The organism is Streptomyces sp. NPDC034084, assembly GCF_055575535.1.
Genome location: NZ_JBVISK010000002.1, coordinates 1,024,215 through 1,044,972 on the forward strand (window position 1 = coordinate 1,024,215; position 20,758 = coordinate 1,044,972).

The following is a 20,758-nucleotide window of genomic DNA, read 5'->3' on the forward strand; positions in this document are numbered from 1 at the left end:
TTCGGGGGACGGAACGAGGCCGTGCGGGGCATGGGGTTCTTGACCGTGGGGAGTCTCGTCCTACGGGCCGGGGGCGTCAAGGGAGAGGGAGTCCACGACCACCCGTTCACTTGGATCAGCCCACGCGGAGCCCGGGTCTCCGCCGGCTCCCTCCTGGGGCCCGGACGTCGTCAGCGGCCGGAGTACGGCAGGAGGGCCATCTCGCGTGCGTTCTTCACGGCGGTGGCGAGGGCCCGCTGCTGCTGGGCGGTCACGCGGGTGACGCGTCGGCCGCGGATCTTTCCCCGGTCGGAGACGAACTTCCGCAGCAGGTCGGTGTCCTTGTAGTCGACGTACGTGATTCCGGCCGCGTCGAGCGGGTTGGGACGGGACTTGACGGGCTTGCGGGGGTCGGGACGTCGGGCCATGTCGGTGTGTCTCCTTGCAGGAAGGTTTCCGGCGGGCGGTCGTGCCAGGCCGTGAACGGGTCGTACGGGTGGGTGTCAGGCGGCGTCGAGGAGGGAGTCGAAGGCGGCGGGCAGGTGCTGCCAGGCCTCACGTCCCGACGCGTACTCGGCGTCCGTCAGGAGACAGGAGTCGAGGAGTCGTTCCAGCCCGTCCCGGTCGAGGCCGGGTGAGGTGAAGACGAGGTGCTGGCAGCAGTCGCCGTGCTCGGGGTGCCAGTCCAGTGCGGCCGCCGCCCGGCGTACGGGAGGGACCAGGTCCCAGGCCGCGTCCGGGAGGGACGCCAGCCAGGGGCCGACGCTCTCCACGCACAGCGCTCCGCCCGCCGCGTCCCACGCGAGCAGGGTGTCGGGACGGTCGGCGAGCCAGAACCGGCCGCGGCTGCGGGCCGCCGCGCAGCACAGGTCCTCAAGGGCCTGGTAGAGGCGTTCGGGGTGAAACGGGCGCCGGCGGTGCCAGACGAAGGTGGCGACTCCGGCCTCGTCCGCGTCCTGGGGCAGCAGGGCGCACGCGGGGTGCTGGGCGGCCGCGGCGGCCTCGACGTCGAAGCCGGCGAGGGCGACCCGGGCGAGGTCGCCGGAGCCGACGGGTACGCGCTGTGCGGTGGGGTGCAGTTGCGCGAGGAGGGCGCGGTCTTCGTCGTCGGCCTCGTCGCTGTCGACCACGGCGAGGACGGGTGCGTACTCCAGCTGGCGGGCCCAGGTGTCGCCGACGGTCCGCTGGTCGGTGGGGGCCGCCGCGAGGCCGGCCTCGGCCAGGTCGTCGCCGTTGGCGAGGCAGGGCAGGACGAGGGCCGGGTCCACGGCGGTGATCACGTTCGTCAGGGTCAGGCGGTGTCCGCCGTGTCCGGTGATCACCTCCGCCATGGCCTTCGGTTCGACCGAGTCCCACAGGTCGACGACGGCGAGACGGGTCAGCCCGCCGTCCGCCAGCCGCTCCAGTTCCGGGACGAGGTCCTCGCGCAGAGCGCAGCACGCGCAGTCGTTGACCAGAGGTGTCTCGCCGCGGGAGACGGTGCCGGCGGCGTCGCGGATCACCCGGATGACGCTGCCGTCCGCCGCCCCCGCCAGGCCGTGGTGCAGCGCCACGCTTCCGGGGACGGTCTTCAGGAGGTGGTCGACGACCTCGGTCCGGGCGTCGGCGTGCAGACCGGCGACGATGACGACGGGAAGCCGCTGCTCGTGACCCATCAGCGGGCTCCGTAGCGGCGCTGGAACTTCTCGACGCGGCCGGCGGTGTCGAGGACGCGTGCCGTGCCCGTGTAGAAGGGGTGACTGGCCGAGGAGATCTCCACGTCGACGACGGGGTAGGTGTTTCCGTCCTCCCAGTCGATCGTCTTGTCGCCGGTCATCGTGGAGCGGGTGAGGAACGCGGTGCCGGAGGCGGAGTCGCGGAAGACGACGGGCCGGTAGGCGGGGTGGATTCCGGGCTTCATGGCAGGGCCTTTCAAGGGCGGTGGGGCGGGGGTGCGGTGGTCAGCGCTCTTCGCGGAAGTCCACGTGGCGGCCGACGACGGGGTCGTACTTGCGGAGCACCATCCGGTCGGGGTCGTTGCGCCGGTTCTTGCGGGTGACATAGGTGAAGCCGGTGGCGGCCGTCGAGCGGAGCTTGATGACCGGACGGATCTCGTTGCGTGCCATGATGGCTAGTATATGGCAATGATTTCCATTTCCAATACGCTTCATCCGCGGGAAAGGCGACTGCGACCATGTCCGCACACTGCCAACTGACCGGCGCCAAGCCGGGCTTCGGCAACAACATCTCCCACTCCCACCGGCGCACCTCGCGCCGCTTCGACCCGAACATCCAGCACAAGCGCTACTGGCTGCCGAGTGAGGGCCGGCACGTCCGCCTCACCCTGAGCGCCCGGGCGATCAAGACCGTGGACACGATCGGCGTCGAGGCCGCCGTGGCCCGGATCCGCGCACGGGGAGGGAAGGTCTGATGGCCAAGAAGAGCAAGATCGCGCAGAACGAGAAGCGCAAGGAGATCGTCGAGCGGTACGCCGCCCGGCGGGCCGAGCTCAAGGAGACCCTCCGCCGCACCTCCTCCACCGCGGCCGAACGCGATGCCGCCCGGGCGGAGTTGCGCCGGCAACCTCGCGACGCGAGCGCCACCCGTGTGCGCAATCGCGACAGCGTGGACGGGCGCCCGCGAGGCTACCTGCGCAGGTTCGGACTGTCGCGGGTGCGCACGCGACAGCAGGCCCACTCCGGATTCCTGCCGGGAGTGACCAAATCGTCCTGGTAGAGGCCGATTTCCGGGCGCCGCCCCGATCGGGCGGCGCCCGAGCACGCAAACGACCACCCCTTCACGTCAGAACCCGACCGAGGAGCTCACGGTGGCCGTCCCGAAGCGGAAGAGGTCCCGCAGCAACACCCGCCACCGCCGCGCCCAGTCACGTAGCCACCGATCAGCGAGAGGGTGCCGGTCTTGTGTGCCCGGTCGAGCGGCGTGCGGGCCAGGATCGCCCGCGCGGCTTCCCTCCAGGCGATCCGGTGGGGTCCGGAGGGCGGTTGATCATCTCCCGCCAGCGGTCGAACCGCTCGTCGGCGGGAACATGCTCACTGCCGAACACCGCCCCGACCACCACGGCCCTCTCCGTTCTCCGCCCCCGAAAGGGCTCGTCCGGGGATGGAGGGGACATCACTCCCTCTCCATCCTCGGACGTCATGGGTGCGGCCGATGTCACGGGCCACATCGAGGCACCGCTTGCCCCGACGCGCCGGTCCGGGCTCTCGGCGCTCCCGTATCAGCGGGTGGAGAAGGAGTGGACCGTCGTCGAGCGGTACGTCCGTCCCGGGCGGAGCACCGTCGACGGGAAGGACGGCTGGTTGGGCGAGTCGGGGAAGTGCTGGGTCTCCAGGCAGAAGCCGTCACCCTGGCGGTAGACCTTCCCGGAGGAACCCGCCAGCGTGGCGTCGAGGAAGTTCCCGCTGTACAGCTGCACGCCCGGCTCCGTGGTAGCGATCTCCATCACGCGGCCGTGGACGGGCTCCGTGACGGTCACGACATGCTGCGGGGCGTCCGTGAGTCCCTTGTCGAGCACGAAGTTGTGGTCGTAGCCCCGGCCGGAGACGACCTGCGGGTGCGCGTCGCGGATGTCCCGGCCGATGGGCTTGCCGTGCCGGAAGTCGAAGGGGGTGTGCGCGACCTCGGCGAGTTCCCCGGTCGGGATGAGGGTGGCGTCCACGGGGGTGTAGCGGGAGGCGGCGATCCTGAGGGTGTGGTCGAGGACGCTGCCACTGCCTTCGCCCGCGAGGTTGAAGTACGTGTGGTTGGTGAGGTTCACGACGGTGGCCCTGTCCGTGACGGCCTCGTAGTCGATGCGGAAGTCGCCGCGCGGCGTGAGGACGTAGTCGACCCGGACGCGCAGGGTGCCGGGGTAGCCCATCTCGCCGTCCGCGCTGACGTACCGCAGGGTGAGGCCGGTGTCCCGCCCTCGCGCGTACGGCTCGACGTCCCACACCCGCTTGTCGAACCCCTTGTCCCCGCCGTGCAGGCTGTTCGGGTCGTCGTTGACGGGGAGTCGGTACGTTCTGCCGTCGAGCGTGAACGAGCCACCCGCTATGCGGTTGCCGTAGCGGCCGATGAGAGCACCGAAGTACGGGCTGCCCGACACGTAGTCCTCGAGGTTGTCGAAGCCCAGAGACACATTCGCGTACCGCCCATGCCGGTCGGGGATTTCGAGGGCCTGGACGATGCCGCCGTACGACAGCACGCGCAGCCGGGTGCCTCCCGCGGCCACCGTCCAACGGTGGACGCGTGTGCCGTCGGGCAGGGTTCCGAACAGCTCCTTCACCGGCCTTCCGCCGGGCCGTTCCGGGCCTCCCGAGGCGAACGCCGGGGCCGCCCCCAGAGCCGCTGCCGCCACTCCGGCGGCGCCCGCCGCCATCACGGTACGCCTGTTGATGATCATGTCGTGACTCCTTGACGTAGAGAGTTCGGTGCTTCGTCACACGTACGAGATCCGGCGCGACGGCCGTGACGCCGGTCCGGCTCCCGGGTGGAGCCGGACCGGTGCCACGTCGTCAGCGCCGCAGGGTCAGCAGACCCGGCCGGTAGGGCCAGACGCCGTAGTCACCGCCGGAGTTGGGGTCACGTCCCTGGTAGAGGAACCGCAGGTTGCAGGGATCGACGGTCATGGTCTGATCGGGGCTGGTGCGGATCAGTTCGCCGTGGCTGATGTCGTTGGTCCAGGTGGCGCCGCTGTTGGCCTTGCCGGCGAAGGGGTTGCTCTCGGTCGCGGCCTGGGGTGTCCACGAGCCGTTCAGGCTGGTGGCCGTGAACGAGCGGAAGTACCGGCCCTGCGAGCCGTCCGCCTCGACGATCATGAGGTAACGGTCCTGCCCCTGGAGCTTGTAGACCTGCGGGGCTTCGAACAGGTTGTTCGTCGTGTCACTCATGATCACTGTCGAGTTCGTGCCGAAACTGCCCGGGAAGTTCCCGATCGGCATACTGGCCCGGTAGATCTTGCCGTTGTCGCCCGCGAAGAACAGGTACATGTTCGTTCCGTCAGCGATGAGCGTCTGGTCGATGGGGCCCGTTCCGGAGCCGGCGATGCTTCCCGAGAAGAGCTCCTGCTCCGCCGACCAGCCGTTCGGGTTGGTGGGGTCGCTCGATGTCCGGTAGGAGAAGGCGGTCCGGCCCCACTGGTAGGCGAGCACCCAGATGTTCTTCGGCGCGAAGTAGAACAGTGTGGGCGCGACGGTGGAACTCGACATCGTGTTCTGGCCGGCCGAGGCCATCTCCGACCAGTTGGTGAACGGGGTGAAGTTCATCGAGCCCCAGCCCGCTCCCGTTCCCGCGGCACCGTGCGTCGTCGCGTAGACGAGCTGCTTGCCGTTGTAGGGCACGACGGTGAAGTCCTTGAGCGAGGCCCATCCGGCTTTGGGCTGCGCCAGCGCGCCCGTCGATGTCCAGCGGTACGCCGAGGGAAGGGCGCACGTGCCGGGGTTGCCGCCGGCGACCTTGACGAGCTGCCACTGCTGGTTGGCGCCGCCCCAGTCGTCGTACTGGACGATGTTCGCGCCGTCGGCGGTGGAGCCTCCCTGCACTTCCAGGGCCTTGTTGCTGTGGCGCGCGATGAGCCTCACGTAGCCGTCCGGGCTGTCGGCCGGCCGCCACTGCTGGTTGGTGCCGTTCAGGTCGGTCCACTGGACGATCGAGCCGCCGTTGGCCGTGGACCCGTTGTGGACGTCCAGCACCTTTCCGGAGTGGCGGGACTTGATGCGGTAGTAGCCGCCGCCGGAGTCGACGAACTGCCATTGCTGCTGGTTCTGGTCGTTCCTTGACCACTGGGTGATGCGGGCCCCGTCGTCGGTCGCCAGGTTGTAGACGTCCAGGGCCTTGCCGCTGTTGCGGTTGACCAGCACGTACCAGGCGTTGGTGTCGACGGTCGCCGCGGCGGCGGGCGGGGCACTGAGGAGAGTGGCCCCGAGCAGCAGGGACGACAGGACCGCGAGTACGAGACTCAGGACCAGGGGTGGATGGCGAAACCGCATCAGAAGAGCTCCTTCGGGAGACGGAGGTGAGATGGCCCCGACGAACCGCGGAGCGGCCGCGTCGGGAGGACGGGGACGGGATAGGGATGGAGGAGGCCGCACATGCCGAAGAGCGGGCGCTCCGGGCGCTCCAGTCGCGACACCTCGCCGTGATCGAGGTGGGAGAGGTCTCCGGTCCTCAGCGCTTCCAGTTGGCAGCCGGTCGCGAGGGCCGCCGCCAGCGGGCCGTCACGCCAGCGGGTCCACCAGGCGTCGAGCAGCTCGCTCTTCAGGTGGTGGGCGGCGGTGTGGAACTCCCGCAGCCCGCCTTCGCGCAAGGCCAGGAATCCCTCGATGGCCAGGTCGCGGCGGCGGCGTGCCGCCACGGCGTGGTCACCGGTCAGGGCGGCCGCCGCCTGGTAGGCGTGGGGATCGGCCAGTACGGGAGCGGGGAAGGTGAAGACGGCGTCGCCCGCCTCGGGAAGTCCGTTGTTCTGCATGAGCACCACGAGGCGCAGGCCGCCGGCGTTGACGAGGCGGTGGATCGTGCCGGGGGTGAACCGGACGACGTCGCCGGGGCGCAGCGGGGTGTCGGCGAAGCCGCTGGTGGTGAGGGTCTGGACGCTGCCGGCGCCGCCGATGACGACGTAGGCCTCGGAGCAGACGAGGTGCATGTGGGGTGTGCCGCCGCACAGCCCGTCGGCGGCCTCCCAGTCGTACACGGTCAATCCGGAGATCCCGATTCCGCCGGGGAGCGGGCTCACCACGGGTGCTCCGCGACATGGCGGGACAGGCGCGCGGGGGTCCATGCGCCGTCGGCCACGACGATCCGGTAGCGGCGCGCGAGGGTGTCGCCCGGTGGCAGCGGCAGTTCCTCGTCGAACGCGAGGGACGGGTTGACGGCGGGGATGGGCTCGCTGCGGACGAACCAGCGGCCGGGGGCGTCCGGATCGTCCAGGAACAGGAGCGTGGAGGAGCGGTCGACCTCGTCGTGCGTGCCGGTGAAGGCCAGCCAGTCGCCCTTCTTGCCCATCGCGGGGCCGATCACGTGGCCGCCGGTGAAGTCGCGCGGGCCGCGCCAGAACAGGCCGGAGTATCCGGCGAGTTCTCTGCCCTGTGTGCCGGGGCTGCCGAACATGAGAGCGGTGCCGCGGACGTTGGTCAGCGCGGTGCTGATCTCCAGGGTCCAGGAGTCGGCCTCGATGTCGCGTGCGGTCAGGGTGCGGTGCTCGTCGACCCAGTGCTCCCCCGCCATCGTGTGCCAGGCCAGGTGCTCGGTGATCACGGCGCGGTCGTGGCCCGTTTCGGCGGACAGGCTGAGGCTGCGCATCGTGCCGAGGTTCGGCAGGTCGACATAGCCCTGGCCGCGCAGGTAGGTGCCGCCGCCCCAGAAGTTCTGCCCCGACACCCACGAGGCGGTGATCTGGACGCCCTTGTGCCAGCGGTGGTCGTGCGGCCGGTAGCCGGTGACCACGTCGCCGGCGAGCGTGCGCAGCGGATGCAGGTAGGGCTTCGGCGCCTCGAAGGGGTCCATGACCGGCCGGTGCACGTAGCGGAAGAGGTCGACGTCGCGAGCCCGGACGATCAGCGAGTCCTCGTTCTCGAGGAGTTCGAACGTCATCGGAACACCTCCGGGCGACCCCCGTTGAGTGAGCCGTAGAACGGATCGGCCGCGTCGGTCTCTCCGCGCCGGACCGGCAGGCCGGTGATCGCGGCCTTGTACAGGGCGGTGACCAGTTCCATGGTGGATCTGCCGAGGTCGGGCCGGGTCCCCGCCTCGTAGCCGTCCAGGAAGGCCGCGAGCTGGGCGGTGTGCGAGCTGGGCAGGTCGTCGGGCGGCTCCCACCGCACGTGGGGGGACCTGGCGGTGAACGTCCAGTCGGCGTTGGAGTAGCCGTACAGATGCCGCAGCTCGACCGTGGCGTCGGTGAGGTCGAACCGCAGGTAGCTCTCCTCGCGTGGGGAGAGGACGCTGTTGACGACCGTCGCGATGGCTTCGTTCTCGAACCGGACCAGGGCCGCGGAGACGTCCTCGGTCTGGACGTCGCGGTCCAGGCGGCCGGCCATCGCGCGTACCTCGGCCCATGGCCCGAGCACGTCGAGCATCAGGTCCATCTGGTGGATGCCGTGGCCCAGCGTCGGGCCACCGCCCTCGCTCTGCCAACTGCCGCGCCAGGGAACGTCGTAGTAGGCGTCGTCGCGGTACCACGCCGTGACGCACTGCGCGACGAGCGGACGGCCCAGCGTCCCGGCCGCGATCCGCCCGCGCAGATACCGGGCCCCCGAGCCGTACCGATGCTGGAACACCGCGCCCGCGAACGCGGGCCCCTCGGCGGCACCGATCCGGTCGAGCTCGGCCAGCGACAGGGCCACCGGCTTCTCGCACCACACCCACGCCCCCGACTCCAGGCAGGCCACGGCCTGTTCGGCGTGCAGGTACGGCGGCGTGCACAGGTGAACGACGTCCGGACGCTGCTCGTCGAGCATCGTGCTCAGGTCGGTGTAGACCGCGGGAATGCCGTGTTCGGCCGCGAACGCCTCAGCGCGCGCGTCGTCCACGTCGACGGCCGCCACGATCACGGCCCGGTGCGCCTGTGCCCGCAGGGCGGGGACGTGGCAGACGCCGGCGATCCCGCCCGTTCCGACGATCGCCGTACGTATCATCCGCCCAGCACCTCCCTGATCGCGTGGTAGGCGGGCTTGGGCCGCAGGTTCTCGTCGTAGGGCAGCGCGGCACCCTCGCCGGGGAAGACGGAGGGGATCCACGAGTACTTGTCGGTGTAGTCCCAGATGGTGACGCCGACGCATTTCCTGACCGCCAGGCAGGCCTTGACGTAGTCGGCGTACCAGGTGGCCTGGGTGGCGAGCTTCTCGGGCGTCGCCGGGAGGTTCATCCGGATGTCGAGCTCGGTCACCGCCACCTCGACCCCGAGGTCGGCGAAGCGCCGCATGTTCTGCTCGACGTCGGCGGGGAAGCCGTACTGGAGGGCCAGATGGCCCTGGATGCCGAAGCCCTCCACCGGGACGCCGTCGGCCTTCAACCGCTTGATCAGGGTGTGGTACGCGTCGCTCTTGGGGCCGATCCCGTCGACGTTGTAGTCGTTGAGGTACAGCTTGGCGTGCCGGTCGGCCTCGTGGGCCCAGCGCAGGGCGTCGGCGATGTAGCCGGGGCCGAGCGTCTTGTAGAAGAGCGTCTCGCGGTAGGTGCCGTCCTCGTTGAAGGCCTCGTTGACGACGTCCCAGTGGATCACCTGGCCCTTGTAGTGCCGGACCACCGTCTGTATGTGGTTCTTGAGGACGGCGCGCAGCTCTTCGGCGGTCCAGCTGCGCTCGGTGAGCCAGCCGGGGAGCTGGTTGTGCCAGATGAGGGTGTGACCGCGGACCTTCTGGTGGTGGGCCTTGGCGAAGGCCACGACCTCGTCTCCGGCGGTGAAGTCGAAGACGCCGCGCTGGGGTTCGGTGGCGTACCACTTCATGGCGTTGCCGGGGGTGGTCTGCCCGAACTCGCTGCCGAGGAGCTTCAGATAGGCGGCGTCGGTGAATTCGGGGTTGTCCGTGGCGGAGCCGAAGTACTTGTGGTGCTTCTTGGCCAGTTCGGCGAGCGTCCGGGGACGGGGCTCGGCGGTCGCGGGCGCGGCGGCCAGGCCGGCCGCGAGGCAGACGGCGGCGGACAGGGCGATGAGATGCCGGGACATGGACATGGGTGACTCCTCGGATGCGGGGCGGTTCAGTCGAGGACGATCGTGGTCAGCGCACGCGGGGCGAGTGTCGCCGTGAGGGTCGTGCCGTGCGTGGAGACGACGTCGACCGGGGTGATCGAGCGGGTCTTGTCGGTGACGTACGCGTCGGGGTGCCGGTCGTGCCCGCCGCGAAGGGTGAAGGCGGCGGAGGTCTCGGTGGTCGCGGTGTTGAGGATCTCGATGACGCGGCTGCCGTCGGAGTTGCGGAAGGCCGTGATCCGCAGAGCCGGGTCGGCGTTCGTGACCGGTACGCGGACGGCGCCGGGGCGGATGAAGCGGCTGAAGGCGGCCAGCGCCCAGTACCGCTTGGACACCCGGTAGTCGTCGCCGGGGTTGGCGAGCTGGATGAGCCCCCGGGTCGCGCCGAGGGACGCCCCGGTCCAGTAGACGTAGGCGTTGGCGTTGCCGACGCTCAGGGTGTTCTGGATGTCGGCCGCGACGGTGAGGCCGTCGTAGCCGCTGCCGTCGTCCCAGTTCTCGTTCCATGTGGAGCCGTCCGGCGACCACTCCGACATCCACACGTGCTCGTCGGTCGGCTGCGGGACCGTGGTCGGACCGCTGTAGCGGTGGCCGGTGACGGTCCGTACGGCCTTGTCGGCGGCCGGGTCCGCCTCGATGGCCTCGGTGTAGGCGACCTGGCGGTCCCAGCCCGCGGCGTCGCAGCAGACCAGTTGTGTCTTCAGTCCGGAGGCGCGGACGGTCGGACCGAGCACCTTGAGGAAGTCGACGGCCTGCTCCGGGGTGAAGCGCATCGAGGCGTAGGTCGCCGTCCAGTCGGGTTCGTTGGTGAACCCCAGGTCGGTGATCCTGATGCCTTCCCGCTGGTAGAACCTGGCGTACTGGACGAGGTAGTTCGCGTAGGCCTGACGCCACTGGGGCAGGAGCTCGCCGCCGTTGTTCTCGCTGCCGTTGGTCTTCATGAAGGCCGGGGCGCTCCAGGCGTCGGCGAAGAACCGTTGGACGCCGTAGGCCTTGGCCTCCTTGGCGAGCCAGACCTGGCCGCCGTCCCAGCCGTCCCAGACGTATGCCGGGACGGCGTCCGGGCCGCCGGGGTCGGTGGGCAGGATCGTCGGCATGTGGTCGTAGACCCTGTCGGTCGACGATCCGATGCCCAGGCGGAGGATCGAGAGGCCCGCGCCCTTCTCCTTGCTGAGCAGCAGGTCGAGCACCTCGCGCCGCTTGGCAGGGCTGAGGCCGCGCGCGCCGTGCAGCAGGTCGGCCCGCTGGAAGGCCATCGAGAAGCCGAAGCCGTCGATGGGCTGGAGTTCGGCGCGGAAGTCGATGGCGGGGCGCGCGGGGTCTGCCGCGGCCTGGGATGTGAGCGTCAACAGCAGGACGGCTGTCAGTGCGGTCAGGCGTTTCACAACGTCTCCTCGGGGGTGGAGGTCACGCGGAGCGGGTCAGCCCTTGGTGGCGCCGGCGGTCAGGCCGCCGATCAACTGCCGCTCGGCGACGGCGTAGAAGGCGAGGGCGGGGACCATCGCGAGCACGATGTAGGCGAGGACGAGCGCGTAGTCGGTCGAGTACTGGCCCTGGAACTGCTGGACACCGACCGGGATCGTCTGCCATTTCGGGTCGTTGAACACCAGGAGTGGCAGGAAGAAGTTGTTCCAGCTCGTGACGATCGCCAGGACGGAGACCGTGCCGAGCGCCGGACGCGCCATCGGCAGCAGGATCTTCCAGAAGAAGCGGAACTTGCCGCAGCCGTCCACGATGGCCGCCTCCTCGACCTCCGCCGGGATGGTCCGGAAGAAGCCGCGCAGGATGATGATCGTCATGGGGAGCCCGAAGGCCGCCTGCGGGAGGATCACTCCGAGCGGGTTGTCGAGCAGGCCGAAGGTGCGCAGCATGAGGAACAGCGGCAGGACGGCCACCGCGAACGGGAACATCAAGCCGATCGTGAACAGGGTGTAGAACAACTCCCTGCCCCGGAAGGCGTAGCGGGCAAGGACGAAGGCCGCCATCGCGGACGCCGCCACCGTGCAGAAGGTCGTACCGATCGCGATTCCCGCGCTGTTGGCGATCTGCCGCCAGAACATGCCGTCGCCGAGAATGCCGGCGTAGTTGCCGATCTTCCACTGCCGGGGCAGCCCGAACGGGTTGGTCGTGAGCTCGCCGGTGCTCTTGAACCCGGAGATCACCGCGTAGATCAGCGGCACGACGACGAACGCGCCGATCAGCCAGATCACGGCGTGCAGCGACAGGCCGCGTGCCGTCCCTCGGGCGGTCATCGGCCGCCTCCCGTGGTGACGGCCCCGCTCAGGTCACGGCGGAGCACGTAACGCTGGTAGAAGAGGGAGAAGACCAGGCTGATCATGAACAGCACCACGCTGATCGCACTGGCGTAGCCGACCTGGTACCGCTTGAACCCGAACTGGAACATCGAGATCGCCATCGTCTCGGAGGAGTGGTTGGGGCCGCCCGAGGTCATGACCCAGACGAGGTCGAAGAGCTGGATGGACCCGATGACCGAAAGGAAGACGCTGATCCGGATCGTCGGGCCGAGCAGCGGCAGCGTCACGTGGCGGAAGCGCTGCCAGGCGCCGGCGCCGTCGATGGAGGCCGCCTCGAGGATCTCGGCCGGGATACCTTGCAGCCCGGCGAGGAAGAGCATCATGTGGAAGCCGAAGTACTTCCAGATCATGACCACGAAGAGGGTCGGCATGACCGTCGAGGGATCGGCGAGCCAGGTGCCCTGCAGCCCCTCCAGGCCGAGGGCGCCGGCTAGATGGTCGGCCATGCCGTCGCCGGGAAGGAAGATCATCGTGAAGAGGACCGCCGTGACCACCTCGGACAGGATGTACGGCGCGAAGAACAGCATCCGGTAGACGGCCCGGCCGCGCAGCCTCTGGTTGAGCAGGACCGCGGTGAACAGCGCGAACGGCAACTGCACGGTGATCGACAGGACGATCAGGTACAGCCCGCGCCCCAGGTCGCCGAGGAAGACCTGATCGCCGAAGAGCGTGGTGTAGTTCGCGAAGCCGACGAAGTCTTCCATGGGGCCGATCCCGCCCCATTTGAAGAAGCCGGTGTAGACGGCGACGACGATCGGGGCGAGGACGAAGACGAGGAAGAGGACCAGAGCCGGGACGAGGAACCAGGCGACCGACGCCCAGCTTCCCCACCCGCGCAGGAGCGACGGGGCCGGGATGGGCGGGCGCACCGGCACGGCGTCCTCCGTCCGCTCCTCACTCAGGGTGGACACGGAGCTAGGCACCCTTCGCAGCCTCGGTGATCGACGCGGTGACCTGCTCGGGCGTCTTCTTGCCCGCGATGAGGTCGGCGACGCTGTCGTTGACCTCCTGGCCGACCGCCGGCGGGTAGGCCTGGTCGAGGAAGAGCTGGAAGCCCGTCGCCTTGACCAGACTGTCGGCCACGACCTTCCGGTTGGCGTCGGTGAGCTGCCTCTCCGCCCCCTTGACCACCGGCAGGTAGCCGTTGGAGGCCAGCAACTTGGACTCGTTCTCCAGTACGAAGAACTTCAGGAAGTCCAGCGCCTCCTTCGGGGCGCCCTTGCGCAACGCGAAGCCGCCGCCACCGCCGAACACCTCGGTGACCCGGCCGACACCGCCGTCGACCGTCGGGAAGGGGAAGAAACCCAGGTCCGCTCCGAGGCCGGCGCCCGCGTCCTTCTGCACCGACGGTCCCCACTGCCCCATCAGCTCCATGGCGGCCTTGCCGTTGCCCATGGTCGCGGCCTGGCCGCCGGGGGTGGCGTAGCCGGCGCCGAGGAAGGAGGGCTGGAACGGCTGGAGGTCGACCAGCTCCTTGAGGTGGGCGCCTGCCTGGACGAAGCCGGCGCCGGTGAAGTCCTTGGTGGTCGCGGCCTGCTGGAGCGCGGGTAGGCCGGCGACGCGCATCGCGAGGTAGGCCCAGTAGTAGTGGCCCGGCCATTTCTCCTTGCCGGCGAGGGCGATCGGGGTGACCCCGGCCGCCTTGAGTCTCCGGACGTCTTCGAGGAGTTCGGCCCAGGTGGTGGGGGGCGAGGTGATCCCGGCCTTGGCGAAGAGCTTCTTGTTGTACCAGAAGCCGACCATGCCGATGTCGTACGGGACTCCGTAGGTCCGGCCGTCGAACTGGTAGGCCTGGAGCGAGACCGGGGTGAGGTCCGACGACCAGTCGAACGCCTCGGTGAGGTCCTCGACCAGCCCGGCGTCGACCTGCTGCCGCAGCACGCCGCCGCCCCAGGTTTGGAAGACGTCGGGGAGCCTGCCCGAAGAGGTGGTCGCGGTCAGTTTGGACTTGAACGCCTCGTTCTCCAGCGAGGTCGTATTGATGGCGATGTTCGGGTGACCGGACATGAACGCCGAGGAGATCTCCGGGAAGAGGGACTTGCCCGGCTCCGTCGTGGCGATGTTCCACCACGCGAACGTCACCTTGCCGCCGGACCCCGGCTTGCCGTCGGAATCGTCAACGCCGCAGGCCGCGGCCATGGAGACGGAGAGTGCGGTCAAGCCCGAGAGCGCCAGGAAGCTTCGTCGGCTCGGGGGGATGCTGGCCATGGGACCTCCGGTTGAGGGAATGCCGGTTCACGCCCGAAAACATTTCGAAATACTCTCGAATTCTGTGCTGCCACAAACTAGAAACCCGGGGCTCCTCGGTCAAGACCTCCCACCAACTTTCGTAGAAGAAGAGGCTGTTCGAAGCCTTGACAAGCGATCGAGCCGACCAGAAACTCTTCGAAAGTTTGCGATACCTGTCGTCATCCGAAGGCGGCCGCGCAGAGGAGAGAAGTTGAGCGAGCAGCGTCCGACCCTGGCCGTCATCGCCGCGGAGGCAGGGGTCTCCCAGGCCACCGTGTCCAAGGTCATCAACGGCCGCTCCGATGTCGCACCCTCGACACGTGAACGGATCGAGGGCCTGCTGCGATCTCACAACTACCTTCAGCCCGGCCGGCAGGGCAGGGCCCGCAGGTCGGGCCTCGTCGACCTGATCATCGGCGGGCTGGACAGCGCATGGGCGGTGGAGATACTGCGCGGCGTCGAGGCCGAGTGCGCCCAGCGGAGCGTCGGCACCGTCGTGTCGCTCGTCCCGCCGGGCGAGGCGACGCCGTCCAGTTGGGCCGCACTGCCGGTCCTGCACCACAGCGACGGCGTCATCCTGGTCACCGCCTCGGTCACCCAGGCCCAGCGCGCCCAGATCGAACGAGCCGGGGTGGCGCTGGTCGTCATCGACCCGATCGACCTGCCGGGCAACGGTGTGGCGAGCGTCGGAGCGACCAACTGGGCCGGCGGCCTCGCCGCCACCGACCACCTGCTTGAGCTGGGGCACCGCCGGATCGCCACGATCGGCGGACGCAAGGAGATGCTCTGCAGCCAGGCCCGCATCGACGGGTACCGGGCCGCCCTGGAGCGCGCGGGGATCGAGGTCGACCGCGACCTGATCCGGTTCGGCGACTTCCAGCACGAGGGCGGGTTCCGGTGCGCCCGGGAACTGCTCGCCCTCCCCGAGCCGCCGACGGCCATCTTCGCCGGCAGCGACCAGCAGGCGATGGGCGTCTACGAAGCCGCACGGCAGGGCGGACTGAGAATCCCGCAGGACCTCAGCGTGGTCGGCTTCGACGACCTGCCGATGTGCGAATGGCTGTCACCGCCGCTGACGACGGTGCGCCAGCCGCTGGAGGAGATGGGCCGGGTCGCCGCCCGCACGCTGTTCCAACTCCTGGAGGACCAGCCCCTGGTCAGCCCCCGCATGGAGCTCTCGACCGAACTCAAGGTCAGGCTCTCCACTGCCCCGCCTCGAGCCTAGGGAGACCCCTTGACCAAGTCCTGGCGTGGCCCCGCGGCCGCTCGGATCACCTTCTCCGCGCTGTCCGTACCGTTCGAGAGGGTCCCGGTTCCATGACCACGTCGTTCGGTGATCCCGTGCTGCCCGGGTTCCGGCCCGACCCGTCCGTCTGCCGAGTGGGAGCGGACTACTACCTGGTGACGTCCAGCTTCGAATGGTTCCCGGGACTTCCCGTGTTCCACAGTCGCGATCTCGTGCACTGGCGGCGCCTCGGCTCCGCGCTCGACCGGGCGTCTCAGCTCGACCTCGACGGTTGCGAGCCCTCACGGGGCCTGTTCGCGCCGACGATCCGGCACCACGACGGGGTCTTCCATCTCGTCTGCACGCTGATGGACGGCCCCGGCCATTTCGTCGTCACGGCGACCGACCCGGCGGGGCCGTGGTCGGATCCGCACTGGCTGGAGGGCGAGGGCTTCGACCCGTCGCTCTTCTTCGACGACGGTCCGGACGACGGCGACGGCGACGGCGACGGCCGAGCCTGGTTCACCGCCGCTCGCGTACTGGACGAGGCCGCCGGCCGCACCGAGATCTGGATGCGCGAATACCTCCCCCGCGAGCGACGGCTCACGGGACCCGAGTACGTCCTGTGGTCGGGAAGCCGTCCGGACGCCCGATGGCCGGAAGCCCCGCACCTCTACAAGATCGACGGCACCTATCTTCTGCTCACCGCCGAGGGCGGCACCGAGGTGGACCACAGCGTGGTGGCCGCCCGTGCCGACCACGTGACCGGCCCCTACAAGGGCGCCCCCCACAACCCGGTACTCGCACCCGCCGCGGGCAGGGTCACCTGCACCGGGCACGCCGACCTCGTCCAAACCCCGTACGGCGACTGGCGGGCCGTCCTCCTGGGCGTCCGCCCGGGCTCCGCCATCGGCCGCGAGACGTTCCTCAGCCGGATCACCTGGAATGACGGCTGGCCCGTCTTCTCCCCCGTCGCCCACACAGACCCTCGCCGCCCCCTCCACGACGACTTCGCCACCCTCTCCACCGACTGGAGCACCCTGCGGACCCCACCCGTGCGGTTCTGGACCACCGGAGACGGGCTACGGCTCCAGCTCCGCCCCGAACGCCTCGGCGAGCGCAGCGTCCCGTCCCTCCTGGCCCGCCCCCAGGAACACCCCGACTGCGACGTCTCCACCGAACTGCGCTTCACCCCCGCCACCCCGGACGAACAGGCAGGCCTCGCCGTAGTCCTCGACGACGACACCCACCTCCTCTTCCTGCGCACCACGGACGGACTCAGCCTGCGTCACGGGCCCGATGTCCTGGCTCGCGCACCCGTCCCCCCGGGCCCCGTTCGCCTGGGGGTCCGCATCCGCGGCTTCAGCCACACCTTCGCCCACGCGGCACGCGACGGTGCCTGGCAGAACCTGCCCACCGTCGAAGCCACCTTTCTCACGCCGCTGTTCACCAGCGTCCAGCTCGGCCTCTACGCCACCTCCAACGGCCGCCCCTCCACCAACCAGGCCCACTTCACGAGGTTCGACATCACGTACCGAGCCGACGGGAACCGCCTGGACACGGGTTGCACGTGAGGTCGTTCTCCGCTTCGACGGGGTGGCCGCTCGGGGGCGGTCGAATTCGGCCTCCCAGAGATGCGAGGTGAATAAAACCACCCTCGCCACCGCAAGACTTCCGGTGCCTCATCGTGCAGCTCGAAGCCCCTACCCGACTCCCCCCAAGAGAAAAGGGCTTCCGAAAGCATTTCGAAACTGTTGACATGTTTCTGTCGAGTTTCCACACTGAGTCCCGAGGCGGGTTCGCCCGTCTGTCACGGTGCCGAACGCCGGCCGCGGATCGCTTTTCCCTGGCGGTGACCGTCTTTCGTCAATGGACGCGGGCGCCGCTGACGCGCATTCATTCTGTCGCGCTCCCAGCATTCCCGCCATTTCTCCCTGGAGGCTCAGTCATGCAATTAAACGCCATTCCCGCCACCGTCCGCCGGAAAATGGGCGGCCTGGGTACGGCCCTGGTCGTCGGCGTCCTCGGTTCGGCCGCCGTGCTGGTGGCACCGCTGACCTCACAGGCCGCCGAGAGCACGCTCGGCAGTGCGGCGGCGCAGAGCGGCCGCTACTTCGGGACCGCCATCGCCTCGGGCCGACTCAACGACTCGGCGTACACCTCGATCGCGGGTCGCGAGTTCAACTCGGTGACGGCCGAGAACGAGATGAAGATCGACGCCACCGAACCCCAGCAGGGCCAGTTCAACTTCACCGCCGGAGACCGCGTCTACAACTGGGCGGTGCAGAACGGCAAGCAGGTGCGTGGCCACACCCTGGCCTGGCACTCCCAGCAGCCCGGGTGGATGCAGAGCCTCAGCGGCAGCCCGCTCCGCCAGGCGATGACCAACCACATCAACGGCGTGATGGCCCACTACAAGGGCAAGATCGCCCAGTGGGACGTGGTCAACGAGGCCTTCGCCGACGGCAGTTCAGGAGCCCGGCGCGACTCGAACCTGCAGCGCACCGGCAACGACTGGATCGAGGTCGCCTTCCGCACGGCGCGCGCCGCCGACCCGGCCGCCAAGCTCTGCTACAACGACTACAACGTCGAGAACTGGACCTGGGCCAAGACGCAGGCCATGTATGCCATGGTCCGGGACTTCAAGCAGCGCGGCGTCCCCATCGACTGCGTCGGCTTCCAGTCGCACTTCAACAGCGACAGCCCGTACAACAGCAACTTCCGCACCACCCTGCAGAACTTCGCCGCCCTCGGTGTCGATGTGGCCGTCACCGAACTCGACATCCAGGGCGCCTCGGCCACGACCTACGCCAACGTGACCAACGACTGTCTGGCCGTCCCGCGCTGCCTCGGCATCACCGTCTGGGGTGTGCGCGACTCCGACTCCTGGCGAGCGGACCACACGCCGCTGCTGTTCAACGGCGACGGCAGCAAGAAGCCCGCCTACACCTCCGTCCTCAACGCGCTCAACGCCGTCTCCCCGACCCCCGCCCCCGGTTCCGGACAGATCAAGGGCGTCGCTTCGGGCCGCTGTCTCGACGTGCCCGGCGCCAGTACCGCCGACGGCACCCAGCTCAACCTGTGGGACTGCAACAACCGCACCAACCAGCAGTGGACCTACACCGCCGGAGGTGAGCTCAGGGTCTACGGCGACAAGTGCCTGGACGCCGCCGGCACCGGCAACGGCGCCAAGGTCCAGATCTACAGCTGTTGGGGTGGCGACAACCAGAAATGGCGCCTCGACTCCGACGGAACCATCGTCGGCGTCCAGTCCGGCCTCTGCCTCGACGCCGCCGCCAACGGCACCGCCAACGGGACCCTGATCCAGCTCTACTCCTGCTGGAACGGCGGCAACCAGCGCTGGACCCGCACCTGACGCACCGCGGACCGCGGGAGCGGCAAGGCCGTGGAGGTACGGGGTTCCTCCACGGCCGACGCCGGCGATGTCGTCCAGTACACCTACCGGGGTGGCGGCCAGACGAGCAGCACCGGGCAGGGGGCGTGGTCGAGGACGAAGCGGGCGGCGGGGCCGAGGCTGTGGGGGCCGAGGTGGGTGTGGTCGCCGTCGCGGGCCAGGATCAGCAGGTCGCAGCCTTCGGCCGCGGCGAGCACCTCGCGTTCGACGCGCCCGGTGCGCTCGGTACGGGTGCAGGGGCGGCCCAGGCGCTCGGCGGCGGCCTGGAGCAGCTGCCGCGCGGAGGTGGCGGCGAGGTGTTCCAGTCGGGTGCCGGGGTCCGCTTCCGGGTGGCCGCGGCCGAGGAGTCCGGCGAAGGCGCCGTGTGCCGCGCCGGGAACGTCGGCCGGGGTGACGTGCAGGAGGACGGTGTCGGCCCCCGCCGGGGTGTGCGTACGGGCGGCGTCCACGCAGGCGGGCCAGGTGCCCTCGACGATCCAGACGACCACGGCCATAAGGGGTCAGCCTCCTCCGATGAGGGTCAGGGAGAGCCACAGTGCCAGGACGGCGGCGGCCAGGCTCGCGGGAACCGCGTACACGCCGAGCCGGGTGAACTCCTTCAGCTCCACCTCGCCGTCGTGGGCGTGGACGATGCGCCGCCACAGCAGCGTGGCCAGCGAGCCGGCGTAGGTGAGGTTGGGGCCGATGTTGACGCCGAGGAGGACGGCGAGGACGGCGCCGGGCCCCGACGGGGCGGTCAGCGGCAGCAGCACCAGGACCGCGGGCAGGTTGTTGATCACGTTGGCGAGGACGGCGGCCAGCCCGGCGAGGGCGAGCAGGTGGGGCAATCCGGTGCCGTGGGGGACGACGTGTCCCAGTGCGTCGTCGAGGCCGTTGTCCACCACGGCCAGGACGACGATCCCGAGGGCGAGGACGAAGGCGAGGAAGGGCACGGAGGCGGCACGGACCAGCGCCCGGGGGGTGGTGCGGCGCCGGAGCAGGGCCCGGACGGCGAGGGCCAGCGCGCCGGCCAGGGCGGCCCAGGCCGGGTCGACGCCGAGCGCCGAGGTCAGGACGAAGCCGGCGAGCGTACATGCCACCGTCACCAAGGCGAACAGCGGCAGCGGCGGCGGTTCCACGGCGGCCGGGGCCTGCGCCCCGGCGTCCAGGTCGGTGGCGAAGAACCGCCGGAAGACCAGGTACTCGACGCCGATCGCCGCCGCCCATGGCAGGGCCATCAGCGCGGCGAACCGGGTGAAGCTCAATCCACTGGCCGTGAACGCCAGCAGGTTGGTGAGGTTGGAGACGGGCAGCAGCAGGGACGCCGTGTTCGACAGGTGGGTGCAGGCGTACACGTGCGGCTTGGGACGCGCCCCGATGCGGGCCGCGGTGGCGAACACCACCGGCGTCAGCAGCACCACCGTGGCGTCCAGGCTGAGCACGGCCGTGATCACCGACGCGGCCAGGAACACCTGGGCGAGCAGACGGCGTGGCCGACCGGCCGCCGTCCGCGCCATCCACGCCCCGCACGCCTGGAACAGCCCCTCGTCGTCGCAGAGCTGAGCCAGCACCAGGACGGCCGCCAGGAACCCGACCACCGGCCCGAGCCGCTCCGCCTCGGCCAGCGCGTCGTCGAACGAGACGGCACCCGAGACGATCACCAGAGCCGCCGCCGGAACGGCCACCACCGCCTCCGGCCACCCGAAAGGGCGGATGACCGCGCAGGCCAGCACGAGGACGAGCAGGGCCGCGGACAGCGTCTCCGCGAGCTGGGGGTTCAGGGTCGGGTCCTTCCGTAGCGGCGGCCAGGCCGCCCACACCATCGCCCCGAACGCTACCCCTTCGAAGGATCACGCCCCAGAAATCGGCCAGGTGGCCGACTTCGCGCCACTGCGGTGGGGGGCCGTTGACGGTGTGGGCGGGCGTCACTAGCGTGCGCCGAGATCTGC

The 20,758-nt window shown here is 69.8% G+C and carries 21 protein-coding genes; 5 read left to right on the forward strand and 16 right to left on the reverse strand.

All coding sequences use genetic code 11. The features are described from left to right. Positions 1–170: 170 nt before the first annotated feature. The 4 genes from rpsR to rpmG all read right to left on the reverse strand — a co-directional run bounded on the left by rpsR (position 171) and on the right by rpmG (position 2,084). The gene (rpsR, locus tag ACZ51I_RS10100) at positions 171–407 is read right to left on the reverse strand and encodes a 30S ribosomal protein S18 (protein ID WP_468873406.1); all 237 of its coding nucleotides are present in this window, start codon (positions 405–407) and stop codon (positions 171–173) included. Between the two features lie 75 nt (positions 408–482). Then, positions 483–1,634 (reverse strand): CobW family GTP-binding protein, encoded by a 1,152-nt coding sequence (locus ACZ51I_RS10105; RefSeq protein WP_468873409.1) that lies wholly within the window; start codon positions 1,632–1,634, stop codon positions 483–485. Next, entirely contained in the window at positions 1,634–1,879 is a 246-nt protein-coding gene (locus ACZ51I_RS10110) for a type B 50S ribosomal protein L31 (RefSeq protein ID WP_468873412.1), read from the reverse strand. The genes ACZ51I_RS10105 and ACZ51I_RS10110 overlap by 1 nt, the downstream gene beginning before the upstream one ends. A 40-nt stretch (positions 1,880–1,919) precedes the next feature. Next, on the reverse strand, positions 1,920–2,084 hold the full coding sequence (gene rpmG, locus ACZ51I_RS10115) for a 50S ribosomal protein L33 (protein WP_468873414.1): 165 nt from the start codon (positions 2,082–2,084) through the stop codon (positions 1,920–1,922). A gap of 68 nt (positions 2,085–2,152) precedes the next feature. Between rpmG and rpmB the strand changes: the two genes are divergently transcribed. After that, a complete protein-coding gene (gene rpmB, locus ACZ51I_RS10120) occupies positions 2,153–2,389 on the forward strand; it encodes a 50S ribosomal protein L28 (RefSeq protein WP_468873416.1) in 237 nt (78 codons plus the stop codon). Further along, entirely contained in the window at positions 2,389–2,694 is a 306-nt protein-coding gene (rpsN, locus tag ACZ51I_RS10125; protein WP_468873418.1) for a 30S ribosomal protein S14, read from the forward strand. The genes rpmB and rpsN overlap by 1 nt, the downstream gene beginning before the upstream one ends. 502 nt (positions 2,695–3,196) lie before the next feature. On the opposite strand, the gene ACZ51I_RS10130 is transcribed toward rpsN, so the two are convergent. The 10 genes from ACZ51I_RS10130 to ACZ51I_RS10175 all read right to left on the reverse strand — a co-directional run bounded on the left by ACZ51I_RS10130 (position 3,197) and on the right by ACZ51I_RS10175 (position 14,169). Beyond that, complete coding sequence (locus tag ACZ51I_RS10130) at positions 3,197–4,363, reverse strand: aldose epimerase family protein (RefSeq protein WP_468873420.1); 1,167 nt, start codon at positions 4,361–4,363, stop codon at positions 3,197–3,199. Between the two features lie 112 nt (positions 4,364–4,475). After that, the gene (locus tag ACZ51I_RS10135; RefSeq protein ID WP_468873422.1) at positions 4,476–5,948 is read right to left on the reverse strand and encodes a non-reducing end alpha-L-arabinofuranosidase family hydrolase; all 1,473 of its coding nucleotides are present in this window, start codon (positions 5,946–5,948) and stop codon (positions 4,476–4,478) included. Continuing rightward, the gene (locus tag ACZ51I_RS10140) at positions 5,948–6,691 is read right to left on the reverse strand and encodes a cupin domain-containing protein (protein WP_468873839.1); all 744 of its coding nucleotides are present in this window, start codon (positions 6,689–6,691) and stop codon (positions 5,948–5,950) included. Before ACZ51I_RS10140 ends, ACZ51I_RS10135 begins: the two co-directional genes overlap by 1 nt. Further along, positions 6,688–7,548 (reverse strand): DUF6807 domain-containing protein, encoded by an 861-nt coding sequence (locus tag ACZ51I_RS10145; protein WP_468873425.1) that lies wholly within the window; start codon positions 7,546–7,548, stop codon positions 6,688–6,690. Before ACZ51I_RS10145 ends, ACZ51I_RS10140 begins: the two co-directional genes overlap by 4 nt. After that, entirely contained in the window at positions 7,545–8,591 is a 1,047-nt protein-coding gene (locus ACZ51I_RS10150; RefSeq protein ID WP_468873427.1) for a Gfo/Idh/MocA family protein, read from the reverse strand. The genes ACZ51I_RS10145 and ACZ51I_RS10150 overlap by 4 nt, the downstream gene beginning before the upstream one ends. Continuing rightward, on the reverse strand, positions 8,588–9,622 hold the full coding sequence (locus ACZ51I_RS10155) for an endo-1,4-beta-xylanase (RefSeq protein WP_468873842.1): 1,035 nt from the start codon (positions 9,620–9,622) through the stop codon (positions 8,588–8,590). Before ACZ51I_RS10155 ends, ACZ51I_RS10150 begins: the two co-directional genes overlap by 4 nt. Before the next feature lie 32 nt (positions 9,623–9,654). Then, positions 9,655–11,031, reverse strand: a complete 1,377-nt coding sequence (locus tag ACZ51I_RS10160; RefSeq protein WP_468873429.1) for a glycoside hydrolase family 30 protein — start codon at positions 11,029–11,031, stop codon at positions 9,655–9,657. Between the two features lie 36 nt (positions 11,032–11,067). Beyond that, the gene (locus ACZ51I_RS10165; RefSeq protein ID WP_468873430.1) at positions 11,068–11,898 is read right to left on the reverse strand and encodes a carbohydrate ABC transporter permease; all 831 of its coding nucleotides are present in this window, start codon (positions 11,896–11,898) and stop codon (positions 11,068–11,070) included. Further along, positions 11,895–12,872: a carbohydrate ABC transporter permease gene (locus ACZ51I_RS10170; RefSeq protein WP_468873432.1), complete on the reverse strand. Its 978-nt coding sequence runs from the start codon at positions 12,870–12,872 to the stop codon at positions 11,895–11,897. Before ACZ51I_RS10170 ends, ACZ51I_RS10165 begins: the two co-directional genes overlap by 4 nt. 4 nt (positions 12,873–12,876) lie before the next feature. Next, positions 12,877–14,169 carry an extracellular solute-binding protein gene (locus ACZ51I_RS10175; RefSeq protein WP_468873434.1) on the reverse strand — a complete coding sequence of 431 codons (1,293 nt, stop codon included), beginning with the start codon at positions 14,167–14,169 and terminating at the stop codon, positions 12,877–12,879. Positions 14,170–14,401: 232 nt separating this feature from the next. Here ACZ51I_RS10175 and ACZ51I_RS10180 point away from each other — a divergent pair, with 232 nt between their 5' ends. The 3 genes from ACZ51I_RS10180 to ACZ51I_RS10190 all read left to right on the forward strand — a co-directional run bounded on the left by ACZ51I_RS10180 (position 14,402) and on the right by ACZ51I_RS10190 (position 18,791). Continuing rightward, the gene (locus tag ACZ51I_RS10180; protein WP_468873436.1) at positions 14,402–15,415 is read left to right on the forward strand and encodes a LacI family DNA-binding transcriptional regulator; all 1,014 of its coding nucleotides are present in this window, start codon (positions 14,402–14,404) and stop codon (positions 15,413–15,415) included. Between the two features lie 92 nt (positions 15,416–15,507). Then, positions 15,508–16,989, forward strand: a complete 1,482-nt coding sequence (locus tag ACZ51I_RS10185; RefSeq protein WP_468873438.1) for a glycoside hydrolase family 43 protein — start codon at positions 15,508–15,510, stop codon at positions 16,987–16,989. 374 nt (positions 16,990–17,363) lie between these two features. Continuing rightward, a complete protein-coding gene (locus ACZ51I_RS10190; RefSeq protein WP_468873441.1) occupies positions 17,364–18,791 on the forward strand; it encodes an endo-1,4-beta-xylanase in 1,428 nt (475 codons plus the stop codon). Positions 18,792–18,874: 83 nt separating this feature from the next. On the opposite strand, the gene ACZ51I_RS10195 is transcribed toward ACZ51I_RS10190, so the two are convergent. Together ACZ51I_RS10195 and ACZ51I_RS10200 are read right to left on the reverse strand one after the other, a co-directional pair. Further along, positions 18,875–19,324 carry a universal stress protein gene (locus ACZ51I_RS10195; protein ID WP_468873443.1) on the reverse strand — a complete coding sequence of 150 codons (450 nt, stop codon included), beginning with the start codon at positions 19,322–19,324 and terminating at the stop codon, positions 18,875–18,877. 6 nt (positions 19,325–19,330) lie between these two features. Next, complete coding sequence (locus ACZ51I_RS10200; RefSeq protein WP_468873445.1) at positions 19,331–20,632, reverse strand: SLC13 family permease; 1,302 nt, start codon at positions 20,630–20,632, stop codon at positions 19,331–19,333. Between the last annotated feature and the right edge of the window lie 126 nt (positions 20,633–20,758).